Genomic DNA, 15,425 nt, shown 5'->3' with positions numbered 1-15,425 from the left:
CGGAGTCTTATTGTTCTATTCTTAGAATTTTTAGTCGTCAATCACCTAAAAAGGGATGCCACCCACTGCGTGCGCCAAGTCGGATTGAAAGGCCTTATTTTTTGCGTTTACACCTATTCCGGGGATTGTTTTTAAATCGCTTGCTTTTTTCATAGCGCATTGCTCCTGTTTGCTAGAAATTCAAATGTTGCTTTTTCTATATTTTAGCATAATAATATTACTTGCAATGATTCTGTTGAGCTGAGCGCAAAGGGGGACTTATGACATCATCTACATACAGAGATTTAACGATTACTGCATTATTAATGGCCTTAGCCATCATGATTCCTATCGTGATGCCGTTGAAGGTAGTGATACCGCCGGCATCGTATACCTTGGCGAGTCACGTGCCGATTTTTTTGGCCATGTTTTTATCCCGCAAGATGACGGCCTGCGTAGTTCTAGGGTCGACGTTGGGATTCTTTGTGGCCGGCTTTCCTCTTGTCATCGTTATGCGCGCCGCATCGCATATCCTATTTGCGATGTTAGGGGCCCTTTATATCAGGAACCATCGAGCTGTTTTGTCCGGCGGCTTGTCGTTTGCCTTGTTTAACCTCGGCTGTGCTGTTGTTCATGCTATCGGCGAGGTTCTGGCGTGTCTGCTCTTTTACACTACGACGACTCTCCCGAATATCGATCTCGTGTACGTCGTATTCGGCCTTGTCGGTGGCGGTACCATCGTACATAGCCTGGTGGACGGCTATATTTCGCTATATATCTATCGGGCGATTCCTAAACGGTTTTTACTTGGTGAAAGTAAATAAATTGTACCTATAGATACAGACATAGCTATGTGCTTTCAGTATAATGAGAATAAATCAGATAACCTATATGTGTTAAATGCATAGTATTAATCACCGCAACGTGATCAGGATGTGTATCATGTGCGACGTTAGGGTATTAATGGATGTAGCACACATGGGCCATGTGTTGTTAAACAATCACGTGAAAGTAGCTATAGAGGCGCAGCTTTCACGGGGTAGATGGAGGTTATTATGAGAAAGCACATTAAAAACAATGTTTCGTGGGTCGGTAAAATTGATTGGGAACTACAGGAGTTTCACGGTTCCGATTACACCATCAATAATGGTTCCAGTCAGAATGCGTATTTGATTGAAGAGGAGAAGACGGTCCTCGTCGATACGGTGTGGAAGCCTCATTCTACGGAATTTATCGATAATCTCGAGTCTGAAATCGATTTGAATACGATTGATTTTATCGTATGTAATCACGGTGAAGTGGACCATAGCGGTTCGTTGCCGGCGTTGATGGAGCGGATTCCGAATACGCCGATTTACTGTACGGAAAATGCGGTGAAGTCCCTCGTAGGGCAATATCATCATCCGGAATGGAATTTCAAGACCGTTAAGACCGGTGATTCCGTGGATATCGGGAACGGCAAGTCTCTGGTGTTCGTTGAAATGCGTATGCTTCACTGGCCTGACTCGATGGCGACATATATGACGGGCGATAATATTTTGTTCTCTAACGATGCGTTCGGGCAACATTTCGCCGTAGAGGAACTGTGGGCGGACAAGGCGGATCAGTGCCGTTTGTGGGCTGAGGCTATGAAATACTATGCCAATATTTTGAATCCTTTCTCTCCATTGGTGAAAGCTAAGGTTGAGGAAATTCAAAAGCTCAACCTGCCGATCGATATCATCGCTACGAGTCACGGCGCCATCTGGCGTGAAAATCCTATGCAAATCGTAGAAAAGTATTACGAATGGTCTCAGGCGTATCAGGAAGATCAGATTACCGTCGTGTATGATACCATGTGGGACGGCACGAAGAAACTGGCGCATCGGATTGCAGATGAAGTTGCAAAACAGTCTCCGGATACACGGGTTAAGATTTTTAACATCAGCAAGACGAATAAGAACGATATTATGACGGAAGTCTTCAAGTCGAAAGCCATCGCCGTGGGATCGCCGACCGTGGGCAACAGCGTACTTTCATCCGTAGCGGGCTGGCTCGATTTCTTGCGTGAATTAAAGTTTAAGAATAAAAAGGCCGCTGTGTTCGGCACATACGGCTGGTCCGGCGAATCGACGAAGGTTTTGCGTGAAGAATTGACGAAATTCGGCTTTGCCGTAGTAGAGCCGGAAATTAAATGTAACTGGAATCCGGAACAGGTCGATTTTGATAAGGCGGCACCGCTCGTAACGGCTTTGTTGAAATAGTAATCATGTAACCTTGTAACGGTTTTGCGTAGCGGTTTTTCTTGGAACAGTAAAATTAAATAATATAATAATCCCTCTGTATACTGAAGTTCATTTTTTAATAGTTAATATATAGCACTATTAATGGGTGAGGTGTAGATCGTATCTACCACAGGTCATACAGAGGGATTTTTGCAATTATATTCAAATTATATAAGTATATATAGTTCCGTATATCTGTGTGTTTATGAAGAACTGCTGAAAGATTCACAGCTTATAGGTCATTGTTAAATGAAAATTATGTGATTTGCAGCATATAGTGTTTTTATAAACTTATAATTAACTGGTTTATTTATAAGTTAAGAAAAATAATATGTAAAAAATGACTCTTAATATGAGGAAAAATCTACCCTTAGCATGAATTTGTCGATTTGCTGAAAATAGTAGAAAAGTTTAATTTAACGGCATTTACAGACTTCATGAAGAAATCTTAATGAGACAATGTAAAGAAAATACTTGTATCTGTTTCCGATATCTGATATGATGTGCGGGCAATAAACAATATAAATTATTCTTAAACCAAGAATGGTGAAATGGAGATGAAATTTTATATTTCCGAATCTCTGTTTTATCATGAGAGCCGTGGTATTAATTTATATTGACTGTATATCAGGTTAATAAGTTTAATCTAAAGTGAAGGTGTAAGAATGAGAGAAAACAAACATTCAAAAAATTTAGCGTATGCTGTATTGGCTGCTGTTGCAGTCGGTGCGACTGTAGTGCCTGCGAGTGTGACAATGGCGGCAAGTACTGACTATGGTACAGGAAATACTATAGCTAGAGGTACAAGTAATGCTACTGTTATCGGTACGGGTAACAGCGTTATTCCTGCGGATCATAGTTACCGTGATCGTAATTATATTAATGAACCGGATGATTCGACTCGCGTGGAAGGTAACTTTGGTTCCGACTCTGTTGCGATTGGTAATGAGAACATCGCACGAGGTAGTAGCGCCATTGCTATCGGTGATTTATCTCACGCAAATTTGAGTGAAGCGACAGCTATCGGTCATAATGCCCAGGCTGATCGCGTATCCTCCACGGCAATCGGTACGCGTTCAGGGGCTCTTGCTGATCGTTCTATAGCTATCGGTCATGAAGCACTTTCCGGTGGTTATAAAGCTAATGCAATCGGTTCTGATGCACGCACTTTTGGCAATCACTCTAACGCTATGGGGTCTTCCGCGTATGCGAATGGTGAGCATGCACAGGCGTATGGTGCCGGCGCAAATGCTGAGGGAGAACGTTCCAATGCATTCGGCTCTGATACTAAAGCAACTGCAAATTATGCAACTGCTATCGGTGATAAAGCGGAAGCCACTACTGAAAACTCCGTTGCATTAGGTCATTTATCTGCTACACGTGCGGCTACCAATGTATCCAGTGCAAGCATTGCTAATCACACATTCGGTGGCTTTGCCGGTACTTCTCCTACAGGTTCCGTATCCGTAGGTAAAGAAGGTCAGGAACGTCAAATTCATAATGTGGCTGCCGGTGAAATTTCCGCTACATCCACAGATGCTGTAAACGGTAGTCAATTGTACTCCGTAGCAAATGATTTGCAAACACAAATCACTAACGGTATCAGTACTGAAATTACCAATGTTAATGGCCGTATCGGTGAATTGGGTAAACGTATTAACCGCGTAGGTGCCGGTTCTGCTGCATTGGCATCCTTGCATCCATTGGACTTCAATCCGGATGATAAATGGACTATCGCTGCAGGTTACGGTCATTACCGCAACGCGAATGCAGGTGCTTTAGGTGCTTTCTACCGTCCTAATGAAGATACAATGATTTCCATCGGAAGTACTGTAGGTAGCGGTAATCCTCAATTAAATGCAGGTATATCCTTACGCCTTGGCAAACGTGCTCCGGAATCCCGTTCCCGCGTAGCTATGGGTCGTGAAATTGCTGAACTTAATGCACGTCTTCAAGATATGGAAAACAGATACAATAACTTGTTACAAATCTTGAATCCACATGCTATCGATCCTAGCAAAACTGCTGAATTCCCGGATGTTCCTAAAAATCACTGGGCTTACCAATACATTAGCCAATTGGCTGGTAATGGTATTCTTGTGGGCTACCCTGACGGTACGTTCAAGGGCGATGTGAAGATGACTCGCTATGAATTCGCAACTATGTTGTATCGTGCACTTCAAAACGGTGCTCCAATCGATGACAATATGCGTCGTGCAATGGATGAATTCGGTCCTGAATTACAAAACATCCGTCTTAACCATTATCGCATTGATCGTATTTCCGGTGATGATAATGATCGTCATAAGACAGAACGTGTTCGCGTTAATAACGAACCTAAAAACGAACGTGACGTATATGGTTCCCGTATCTCTGCAACAAGTACAACAACTACAACAGATACAACCACTCCAACAAAATAATTTCTATAGATGGCCGTTGGCTATCTATAGAAGAGATGCATTCTCCTTTCAAAACCAACCGTATCCTTTGGATACGGTTGGTTTTTTGTGTATCTGATAAATAAAACAGCCGCAATGCATTTGCATTGCGGCTGTTTTCATGCCAGTTTCCATATATTCATCAAGATACATGTTAAAATCAACAGGCGTTTAGCCACTACAGGCTGACTCCGATAATTTTATTTGTATCGATGGGGTGTTCACCCGTTTCTACTTGCGGGGCAAGAGTCTTATTTTTTAACAACTTTAAGATCTACAGGAATTTTTGCTTCTACAGCTTCGCCTTTGATGACTTTTTGAGCCGTATCGATAGCGATTTTACCCATCTGATCCGGTTGTTGAGCAATTGTTGCAGCCAATGTGCCGTCTTGAACAGCTTTGTCTGCATCCGCAGTACCGTCAAAGCCTACGATAAAGATTGTTTTACCTGCGGATTTAGCGGCTTGGATAGCACCCAGTGCCATTTCGTCGTTGTGGGCGAAGATAGCTTGTACATCCGGATTAGCCTGCAACATGTTTGTTGTTACATTCAAGCCTTTTGTACGGTCGAAGTCAGCGCTTTGTTTTGCCACGACTGTTAAGGATTTGTCAGCTACATTATGGAAGCCTTGACCGCGTTCACGCGTTGCGGAAGCACCGGGGATACCTTCAAGCTCAGCTACTTTAGCACCATTGCCTAATTTATCCGCGATAAGTTGTGCCGCCATTTCGCCGCCTTTTACGTTATCGGAAGCGATGTGAGCCACTACTTTGCCTTTGTCGGCGGAGCGGTCAACTGTGATTACAGGAATGTTTTTAGCATTTGCCGCTTCTACGGACGTAGAAATTGCTGCGGAGTCTACAGGGTTGACGATCAATACGGATACGCCGCTTTCAAGCAAATCGGAAATATCGTTTGCCTGTTTTGCAGGATCGTTTTGCGCATCAACGATTTTAACCTTAAGACCGAGCGCTTTAGCTTGAGCCTCAACGCCTTCTTTCATAGACACGAAGAATGGATTATTCAATGTGGAAACAGAGAAGCCGATCGTGCCGGATTTTTTGTCGCCGCCGTTATCGGAACTTTTACCACAGCCCGCTACAAGACCGATAACCATAATGGTCATCGCCAAAAGTAACAATAGTTTTTTCATAGGAACCTCCTAGGCTTTCTTGCGGTCTGCAAGAACCGCCAATAAAATGACAATACCTTTTACGACTTGTTGATAGAAACTGGAAACGTCGAGAATATTTAACCCGTTGTTGAGGGTACCGATAATGAGGGCACCGATGAGAGTGCCGACGATATGACCACGACCGCCTGCAAGGCTTGTGCCGCCAAGAACCACCGCCGCGATAGCGTCCAGTTCATAGCCCGCACCTGCTGTCGGTTGTGCAGAGTTAAGACGAGAAGTGATGATTGCGCCGGCGATGCCGCAGAGCATACCGGTTAAGGCATACACGAAGATTTTAACGCGGTCAATCTTGATACCGGCAATGTAACTGACCTTTTCACTGCCCCCTACGGCGTATGTTTTGCGACCTAAGGAGGTACGGCTCAATACGAACCAGAGGATGATGAAAGCCAGAAACATTGTGATAGCCGGTACCGGAAGGCCTGCGATGTCCCCTTGGCCGAAGGCGTGAAATAGAGGGTCCTGCGTAAGCCCGGAAATCGGATTCCCGTCGGTGAATACCAAGGTCGCACCGCGGTAAATTGTCATCGTCGCCAGTGTAGCGATAAATGGAGCTACGCGGCCGTAGGTGATAACGAGACCGTTGATGCCGCCCAATACGAGGCCGGCGCCCGCCGCTAATACGATGGCTAATACAGGGTCAGTGCCAGTTACGATGAGGTTGGCCATCACCGCACTGGAGAGGGCGAGGATGGAGCCGACCGATAAGTCGATGCCGCCCGTCAGAATGACGAAGGTCATACCGAAGGCGATAATCGCATTGATGGATACTTGGCGCAACAAGTTACGCAAGTTAGAGAATTCAAGGAAACTGTCATTCATGACAGAGATAATGATAAATAATAGGATGAGGCCGATGAGGGGGCCTAATTTTTTTACATATTGCAGAGCTTTGCTGTCCATTATTGTCCTCCTGTGGCTAATGTCATAATCGATTCCGGTGTTGCATCGCTGCGGTCCAAGATACCTGCTACGCGCCCCTCATGAATGACCATGACGCGGTCGCTCATGCCCAGCACTTCAGGCAGTTCGGATGACACCATGATAATGGACACACCATTGTTCGTTAATTCGTTCATTAAATCGTAAATATCACGCTTGGCGCCGATGTCGATGCCGCGCGTCGGTTCGTCCATGATGATGATGGACGGCTTTTTGCCGACCCATTTGGCGATGACAACCTTTTGTTGATTGCCGCCTGAAAGGGACGATGCGGGCTCGTGAATCGACTGAGTTTTAACGCCCAGTTTTTTAGATAATTCGTCAGCAAAGGACTCCAGTTTATTTTTATGTAATACATGGGTTGGGCAAATTTCGCCGAGGTTCGGCAATGTAATATTGGAACCGATGGAAAAATCGAGGATCAACCCTTCGCTCTTTCTGTTTTCCGTGATGAAAGCAATGCCCGCCTTGATGGCATCTTCCGGCTTTTTGCAGTTGAGGACGGACCCGTTTACCGTGATGGTTCCGCCGTTGTGCTTGTCCACACCGAAGATGGCGCGCATGATTTCAGTTCGGCCCGCACCCATAAGGCCTGCCACACCGAGGATTTCACCCTTTCGTAAATTGAAGGAAATATCATTGTCGAAGCCGTGCGGCTGCAAGTTATCTACGCTCATGACGACGTCGCCAGGTGTTGTGGTGCGGTCCGGGTAGAATTCATCGATGGAACGCCCTACCATATGGCGTACCACCTCGTCTACGGAAATATCCGCGGTGGACTTGGTGATGATCGTGTGACCGTCACGCATGACCGTAATGGTGTCACACTCGCTGAATACTTCTTCCATGCGATGCGAAATGTACACGATGGCAACGCCGTGTTCTTTCATTTTGCGCATCATCTTGAATAAGGTCGCCGTTTCACGTTCCGTAAGGGCTGCTGTCGGTTCGTCCATGATGACAACCTTCGCATCTAACATCAGAATACGAAGAATTTCCGTCATCTGCTGATGGCCGACGGAGCAGAGACCCGCTTCGGTCGTGAGCGGCAGTTCGATGCCCAGTTCGCGGCATGTATCCTGCGCTTCCTTGAGCATGGCCTTTTTATCGAGCATACCGAATCGTGTGCGCTTCGGTCTCATCAGATACAGGTTTTCCAACAATGTTAAGTTCGGCCAGATATTTAGCTCCTGATGAATGAAGGCGACGCCGTTCAGCTCCGCCTCCCGCGGATTTTGAAAGGTGCGTTCTACGCCGTCGATGGTAATCGTACCGGCATCCGCCTTGTGAATACCGGTGAGGATATTCATGAGGGTAGACTTGCCGGCGCCGTTTTCGCCCATCAAGGCGTGAACCTCGCCCTCCTTGAGGGTAATACTCACATCGCGCAGTACCTGGTTCGTACCAAATGCCTTCGCAATGCCTGACATAACAATTTCCATAACTACTCCTATATTACCGGTGAAAGTATCGATATCGTCGTATATATCATATGTATATATGACCTAAATACGTATTGTATATATGATTAAAAAGATATGCATTTACATCATATATTTAGGACTTTATCGATTATATCATTTACGGACGGTCGCTGAAAATACAGTCGGCACGTAAGATGATGTTCGCATACGGCGATACTTCACCGGTCCTGATAATGCATTTACACTGTTTTGTCGCTTCTTTGAAAGCATCATGACTCGTTTCAATCCACTCGAATTGATCCGGTGGAAAGGTAGAAGCTAAAAACTGGTGAGCATCAGCGTTTTGCTGTTTCATTTCCCGGGCGATGTGAATCGCCTCTGTTTTCATATGCTTAGCGATGATGGATACCACCTGCTCAAAGCCGGGTACACCGAATTCTAAGGCCAAGTCGATTTTTTGAACTCCTTCAGGTACCGGTAAGCCGCAATCGGCGATACAAATCGTATCTGTGTGGCCGAGATCCGCAAGAACCTTGGCGATATGGCTATTTAAAATGCCGTGTCGTTGCATAGATAACTCCTTTTTCTATTCCCATGAGTGAGGCGTTAGAGTCTTATTCATTAACTCTCTCTGCTATAAGAGGATAGTTGCATCTATTAATTGAAGAACGTATAGCTTGGATTGAACAGGCCTTTCAAAGCGACTTTACCTTTACTGTGGATTTCGATTCTTGAAATCTTACGTTCAGGACTAAGTGATGTGTGGCTCCCATGCGTCGCGTTGCGCCTCTGTTAGCTCACACCCTACTTATGGCCTGCGAAGGCGCCCGTCCAGTGGAGCTTTTAAAGGCCTGTTCAATCTATACGTGTTCCGCTAAGAATGCAGCGACTTCGTCCTTTGTCGGCATGCCGCCTTGAGCACCCAGGCGCTGGATGGAGAGGGCGGCCGCCGCATTCCCGTAATGTAAGGCATCAGCGAGGCTTTTACCATTGACGATAGCCGTCGCAAAGGCACCGTTGAAGGTGTCGCCGGCACCTGTTGTATCCACCGGCTCAACCTTGAAGCCTGATACTGTTTGGATTTTGCCCTTGTCTGCATAGCCGACGCCCCTGCTGCCGAGGGTAACGATGATTTTATTTTCGTTAGCCAACAAAGTTTCTTCCGTAGATTGGTCAGGGTAGAGGGCCGATAGTTCATGTTCGTTTGGAGTGATGTATGTTGCCAATTCTAACCATTCAGGACTGAGAGCAGCTGCCGGAGCCGGATTTAAGAGGACTTTCACATCGGCCTCGTGACAACGACGCACGATATATTCGATAGTCGGAACAGGAATTTCGTTTTGAACCATTACGAGATCGGCCTGCTCGATAGCGGACCACGCATTATCTACTATGGATTTATCGACCTTTGCGTTAGCGCCGGCAATAACGATGATGCTGTTGTCACCTTCGGCTAACGTGATGTGAGCTGTACCTGTTGTAGTGTCCGGCACAGTGACAATGTAGTCTGTGTTAATGAAATTTTCTTTCAGATTATCTAAAATCATCTGGCCGTATGCATCTTGACCGATGCAGCCGACCATAGTGACCTTTGCACCTAGACGGGCAGCGGCCACCGCCTGGTTGGCACCTTTGCCGCCGTGAGCGATGTGCAATTCGTTGCCCATAATGGTTTCGCCTGCCGCAGGACGTTTATCCGCGAGAACTACAATATCCATGTTGCAACTGCCAATAACAACAATGTGATTCATAATAACTCCTTAATAAGCCTCAGCGCTTAGTGGGACTAAAAATGTTTATCATTTATTTTTATACACAAATTTTAAGATGTTTTATACAGTAAAATGTATATATTATATTAATGTGATCGATAATCGCATAGGCGTTTGCTTTCACGTATCTATTAGTATAACTTAATCATTTATTAGTATAGCCTAAATACGCGAGTTTATCTATATAAATATCTATAAATTATGGGAATAAAAAAGGTATACTCTGAAATTGCTTTACATGAGTAAAAATGTACTGATTAGATTTAGGATATACTACTTTGAAGGGTATTTAATTTTTAATGAAGTACTGGTTTAGTTCAAATGTTATAATCCGTTTAGTATATTTACATAATCCTGTCGTTAATCAAGTATAGAGATTAAATAAATAGTTCTAGTTTCCTCTACAACTGTGTAGACAATAATAAGCTTTTCTAAAATCAACATTCGAAAGTCACTGTCATTAAGTGCTCTAATTTTAGGTGTAGTCCCCATATATGGATGATTCATAAGATTTGAAATTGAATTTTGAATATTTTCTTTGACTTGTATAGCTGTTTCTTTTGAAAACTGCATAGCTACATAAAGTATTTGCTGATGCAGTTCTTTATTGAACTTTTCAGTAGGAATGATTGTGTAGGTTTGGGATTCCATAGATTTACCCCATTTGCTCTAGCATTTTATCAATACTGTTGAAAGTTTCATCAAGTGTAGTGGTACGACCTTGAATGATATCGTTTTGCCCTTCTACAAGAGAGGATAGTAATTCTATTTTTGACTTTAACATATTGTAAGTATTATAGCCGAGACTTACGGTGTCTCCACGACCATTTACAGTAATAATAGCAGCCTCATTTTTAAGTTGTAGGGATTTAGAAATTTCAGGATACTTATTTCGTAAATCAGAGGATGGACGTATTGTTTCGTGTAATATTCCCATAGTTATCTCCTTATAATTTTAAAAGTGTTAGTTCATTATTTATATACCATAATTATATCATTTAAACGATATAATTGCAGTATATCAATATATATATGAGGCATTTATTTAAAGGGTTTTAACTAGATACTTTAATCATATAATGATATATAAAAAGACTATCTCCATATGTATTGGAGATAGTCTGATATCGGTATATAGTATTTTCTTTTTTCTACTAAATTTAATGTTATATATTAGTGAAAGCTTGGTTTATCAAAGTGTGTACCCGGTTCGCCGACACCGATGCTGGCACGGGTAAACGGAGTTTCATCATCTGCGTGTAAGATGTCGAAAATCGCTTTCACAACGGCCTCTCGAGATACCTGGGCGTCGTTGAACTGAGAGCCTTCAGGAATGAGTTCATAATCGGTCTTTTCCGGATCATTGTAAAGCCATGTGAGGCGTAGGATAGTGTAGTTTAAATTAGATTCGCGCAACACATTTCGGGCCTGGCGTTCGCCTTGTACATAACTGATAGGTAAGCTGTCAAAGGTCCATTTTTCGAGGGCTGCCGGGAATTCACCGGACAAACCGGCGATGGAGACACCGATGATGCGGCGTACATTGTTACGACTTAGGGCTTTTACGATGGCGGCCATATCGCTGCCGGATTCCATAGCGTTCACATATACAACCTCGGCATTAGTCACGGCCTCTTCCAATTTTGCGGGATTTTGAAAGGAACCCTCTATAACGGTGATACGTTCATGTGCATAAATCTCGGGATCCAGGCGCCGTTTTAATTGACGACCGTACAATGTGATATGCATATCTGTGTATGTTAATAAGGTAGCAGTCAATTTTTGAGCAATTTGGCCCGCAGCTCCTAAAATCGTAATATACTTATACATAAAAAGACCTCCTATGTTCGGGCATAAATATTTGATGAAATTTTAACATACATATATGACAAATACGTGAGAAAAAATGGTGAGAAATAATTTTTTGAGAATTGCTTTGAGATTCTGAAAGTTTAATTATTGCCTAGGATTTCTTTTGTTGTTTTTAGCTGTGCGAATCGATTTTGCCAAATTTTTTCTTTGTAGAATGATAGGATTTTATCGGCGGATAGATGATCATTGTCAAAGGTAGAGACGGCATCTTCTACGATGGTGAGATCATAACCATATTCAAAGCCTACTTTTAGGGAGGTGTCGATACAGAATTCCACCTGCATTCCTACGAACGTTAAATCGGTAATATTTTTGTTGTTTAAATATTCCTTTAATTCAGTATCTTTGAAGATACTGTTATAATATTTATTGAAGATCTTTTCGTTTTCCTGCGGTTTTAATTCGTGGTAGATTTGCCAATTAGCGCTACCTGTTGCTAATAAACCTTCATCTTCAGAGTGTCTGATAAAAACTACTTCCATATTTTGATCTCTGAAATGTTGAATGATTGCTTTTGTATTTTCGATAAGATTTTTTGCATCGTAAGGGTTTGCCTTAACTAAGCCTTCTTGTATGTCGATTACGATTAATGCCTGCGCCATGAGGAACCTCCTTGATTAGGATATATAATACATATATTATATACTAATATTTTTAAGATTATTATCCTCACGGTCAAAATTGTTGTTAGTAAACGAAAAAGGTTAATGTTAATTGCAGGCTATTAGGCTACTCCTGATGTACCATAAGAACAACTACTGTTGACTATCTCTGTATAGAATGCTATCCTATATATGACAAAGGAAACGAAGATATGGAGATATAGAGTCTTCATACAAATAAAAATAGCAGGGTTGCCGCCCTGCTATTTTTGTTGTGCTGGTTACTAACGAGAGTGCCGGTCCAGCCACTTGCAGATATAGTGACAAGTTATACCTGCTATGACAGACACTGCTAAGGAAACGAAAATATCAAACAGAGTCTTCACCTCCTTTCTGTTACCAGAATGGAGTAGTAACATTTCAATTATACAATGAATATATATGCCTTTCCAGACACAATGATTACATATTTATTTGGTGGACGGCACATCAAACTGATAGAACACTGCGTGCAAAACTGATAGAACAATGATAAAATAAATCCATATATATTTTTATAGAAATGAGGCAATTATGGAACGGATTCAGGATCTTGTGTATACCCATGTGCAGGGTGGTCAGTTCAGGTGGGTCACGGTCAGCACGTTGATGCTGGCGTTGGGGGCTATTTTACATTTGGTGAGCCCCAGTGTATTGGGTGTAACGCCGAACTGGATGATTGCTACGTACTGCGTGGCTATTTTATTGACGCGGCCCAGTTTGAGTCAAACTTTAGGAATTGGTCTTGTGGCGGCGCTCATCAATGTGTTGACGTCTAAATCGGCATTCCCGTACGGTAACTTGTTGTCCGAACCGGGTGGTGCGTTGACGGCGGCCCTCGTGGCGCGTGCTATGATGTCCGTCAAGTTCCGTAAAATTGGCGGCTTTGATATTATGCCGGCTATTACGGGCTTTATGGCGACCGTTGTGTCCGGCGGTATTTTCGTAACGATTTTGTGGCAGATTCTCGGATTGCCGAATAATGTATATATGTACGGTATGTGGCCTATGGTACTTATCGTCGGTGCGTTGAACGGCGCCATTACGCCGATTCTATACATTCCGGCTCAGCGGTTGTTTTCAAAGCGCGGTATGCTGCCTGATGCGGATCAGTTAACATCGGATCATAGCGGCCTCACCATTTTGCCGGAACGGCAGGCGAAAATTTCCATCGAGCATATGAATTATTATCATCCGAAGGCGACCGCTCCGACGTTGGAGAACATCAATCTCGATGTGCATGACGGTGATTTTCTCGTCGTGACGGGTCCTGCCGGTTGTGGTAAAAGTACCCTCTGTATGGCGATGGTAGGGGCTGTGCCTAAATTTTACGGCGGTCGTCTCGAAGGCATGGTCTTCGTAGAAGGGAAAGCGACGACACAGCTTGAAATTCCTGAATTGGCGAATCACATCGGGGTTGTTCTCGCCGATTATGATACGCAGCTTGTAACGATGACCGTTCGCGAAGAGGTGGCATTCGCCATGGAAAATCGCGGATATCATCGGGATGTGATTGAAGCGCGTTCCCAAGAGGTGTTTGAACAGGTCGGTCTCGTAGGTTTAGAGGACCGCAAGATTACGAGCCTTTCCGGCGGGCAGCGTCAACGGCTGGCCATTGCCTCCGTTTTGGCTACAAATCCGTCTATATTGGTGCTCGATGAACCGACCAGCTCTCTTGATCCCGACGGTACCGCGGAATTGTATCGAATTGTGGGCGGCTTGAACCGGAATCACAATATTACCGTTGTGGTTATCGATCATGACCTTCATGCCGTGTTGCCATATGCAAATCGGATGGCTCTCATGGTGGACGGTTCCATCGTGTGCGATGAGGACGTTCCCACAACGCTTCGCTATATGTACGAGCACAATATTCACGTCGATGCATTGCCGTCCGTATTTACAACCTATATGGAACTGGAACAGGCGGGCTTTCACAGTGATGAACCTTGGCTCAGTATCGAATCCGCTATCAAGGGCCTGCATCAGCTGGAAATGGCGCATGCCATTCAGGTTGAGGTCCATGGTGAAAGTTCCGTTGATGAAATCGTAAAGGGAAAGGACGGTGGCACGCATGCTTAAGATTGAAAATGTAAGTTTCGGCTATGTGCCGACCGTAGATATTTTCCGAAATGTATCTTTCACAATCGACGGCGGCGAATATATCGCCATCGGCGGTCGCAACGGTTGCGGTAAGACGACGATTACGCGTCTGTTAGTGGGCCTTGAAAGTCCTACGAGCGGTCATATGTATTATAACGGCACGGATATTACCGCGATGCCCGCATCAAAGCGTGGGCAGTTTATCGGTTACGTGTTTCAGCAACCGGATCGCCAGATGTTCAGACCGACCGTTGCTACGGAGGTTGCTTTCGGACCGGAATCGCTCGGACGCGGTAAGGACGAAGTCAACCGCATCGTTGAGGATGTCCTCGCTAAAACGGGGATCTCTCACTTGAAGGATGCCTATCCTCCGACGTTGCGACGCGGCGAAAAGCAACGCGTTGCCATTGCATCGGCTCTTGCGATGCAATCTAAAATCCTCATCCTTGATGAACCGACCAGCGGTCAGGATGGCAAGGAAACGAAGGAATTGCTGCAGTTGTTGCGTCAACTGAATGATGAAGGCATCACGATTTTACTTATCACACATGATATGGAAATCATGGCCGGCGAATGCAGTCGTGCCCTTATCATGGGACATCAGACGCTCGCCTTTGACGGTACGCCGCAGGAGCTGTTTATGAAATCCACCGACGAATTACTCGACTTGGGACTTACGAAGCCGCCAAGTGTGGAGCTTTCACTGGCGGTACCGAAATTAGGTTATTGCAAGTCCATGGATGAATTGAAATCGAAATTAGTGGCTCAGTTGAGCGGGAAATAGGAGGGAC

General features: G+C 44.3%; 14 protein-coding genes. 5 read left to right on the top strand and 9 right to left on the bottom strand.

The window, feature by feature from the left end:
• The first annotated feature begins 260 nt into the window (after positions 1–260).
• From HMPREF1521_RS05120 to HMPREF1521_RS05110, 3 genes are all read left to right on the top strand, one after another.
• Positions 261–803 (top strand): hypothetical protein, encoded by a 543-nt coding sequence (locus tag HMPREF1521_RS05120; protein WP_038116676.1) that lies wholly within the window; start codon positions 261–263, stop codon positions 801–803.
• Positions 804–1,034: 231 nt separating this feature from the next.
• Complete coding sequence (locus HMPREF1521_RS05115; RefSeq protein WP_038116672.1) at positions 1,035–2,222, top strand: MBL fold metallo-hydrolase; 1,188 nt, start codon at positions 1,035–1,037, stop codon at positions 2,220–2,222.
• A gap of 686 nt (positions 2,223–2,908) precedes the next feature.
• Positions 2,909–4,666, top strand: a complete 1,758-nt coding sequence (locus tag HMPREF1521_RS05110) for an S-layer homology domain-containing protein (RefSeq protein ID WP_051435756.1) — start codon at positions 2,909–2,911, stop codon at positions 4,664–4,666.
• A 269-nt stretch (positions 4,667–4,935) separates the two neighbouring features.
• Here HMPREF1521_RS05110 and rbsB read toward each other — a convergent pair whose 3' ends face one another.
• From rbsB to HMPREF1521_RS05065, 9 genes are all read right to left on the bottom strand, one after another.
• Positions 4,936–5,838, bottom strand: coding sequence for a ribose ABC transporter substrate-binding protein RbsB (gene rbsB, locus HMPREF1521_RS05105; protein ID WP_038116670.1), 903 nt, complete (start codon positions 5,836–5,838; stop codon positions 4,936–4,938).
• 9 nt (positions 5,839–5,847) lie between these two features.
• Positions 5,848–6,783, bottom strand: coding sequence for an ABC transporter permease (locus tag HMPREF1521_RS05100; protein ID WP_038116667.1), 936 nt, complete (start codon positions 6,781–6,783; stop codon positions 5,848–5,850).
• Positions 6,783–8,264, bottom strand: coding sequence for a sugar ABC transporter ATP-binding protein (locus HMPREF1521_RS05095; RefSeq protein ID WP_038116665.1), 1,482 nt, complete (start codon positions 8,262–8,264; stop codon positions 6,783–6,785). The genes HMPREF1521_RS05100 and HMPREF1521_RS05095 overlap by 1 nt, the downstream gene beginning before the upstream one ends.
• Positions 8,265–8,403: 139 nt before the next feature.
• Positions 8,404–8,817, bottom strand: coding sequence for a D-ribose pyranase (gene rbsD, locus HMPREF1521_RS05090; RefSeq protein ID WP_038116663.1), 414 nt, complete (start codon positions 8,815–8,817; stop codon positions 8,404–8,406).
• Positions 8,818–9,106: 289 nt separating this feature from the next.
• Positions 9,107–9,997, bottom strand: coding sequence for a ribokinase (gene rbsK / locus HMPREF1521_RS05085; protein WP_038116662.1), 891 nt, complete (start codon positions 9,995–9,997; stop codon positions 9,107–9,109).
• 381 nt (positions 9,998–10,378) lie between these two features.
• A complete protein-coding gene (locus tag HMPREF1521_RS05080; RefSeq protein ID WP_051435755.1) occupies positions 10,379–10,669 on the bottom strand; it encodes a type II toxin-antitoxin system RelE/ParE family toxin in 291 nt (96 codons plus the stop codon).
• 4 nt (positions 10,670–10,673) lie between these two features.
• Positions 10,674–10,955: a prevent-host-death protein gene (locus HMPREF1521_RS05075; RefSeq protein ID WP_038116660.1), complete on the bottom strand. Its 282-nt coding sequence runs from the start codon at positions 10,953–10,955 to the stop codon at positions 10,674–10,676.
• A 236-nt stretch (positions 10,956–11,191) separates the two neighbouring features.
• Positions 11,192–11,848, bottom strand: a complete 657-nt coding sequence (locus tag HMPREF1521_RS05070; RefSeq protein WP_038116657.1) for an NAD(P)H-binding protein — start codon at positions 11,846–11,848, stop codon at positions 11,192–11,194.
• 122 nt (positions 11,849–11,970) lie between these two features.
• Positions 11,971–12,492: a cysteine hydrolase family protein gene (locus tag HMPREF1521_RS05065; RefSeq protein ID WP_038116654.1), complete on the bottom strand. Its 522-nt coding sequence runs from the start codon at positions 12,490–12,492 to the stop codon at positions 11,971–11,973.
• Between the two features lie 573 nt (positions 12,493–13,065).
• Between HMPREF1521_RS05065 and HMPREF1521_RS05060 the strand changes: the two genes are divergently transcribed.
• Together HMPREF1521_RS05060 and HMPREF1521_RS05055 are read left to right on the top strand one after the other, a co-directional pair.
• A complete protein-coding gene (locus HMPREF1521_RS05060; protein ID WP_051435754.1) occupies positions 13,066–14,613 on the top strand; it encodes a tryptophan transporter in 1,548 nt (515 codons plus the stop codon).
• Positions 14,606–15,418: an energy-coupling factor ABC transporter ATP-binding protein gene (locus tag HMPREF1521_RS05055; RefSeq protein ID WP_038116651.1), complete on the top strand. Its 813-nt coding sequence runs from the start codon at positions 14,606–14,608 to the stop codon at positions 15,416–15,418. The genes HMPREF1521_RS05060 and HMPREF1521_RS05055 overlap by 8 nt, the downstream gene beginning before the upstream one ends.
• The last annotated feature ends 7 nt before the right edge of the window (positions 15,419–15,425 follow it).

Source organism: Veillonella sp. AS16, assembly GCF_000517785.1.
Lineage (GTDB): Bacteria > Bacillota > Negativicutes > Veillonellales > Veillonellaceae > Veillonella > Veillonella denticariosi.
The sequence above is the reverse complement of the archived record's forward strand: the minus strand, read 5'-3'. Positions and strand labels throughout refer to the sequence as shown.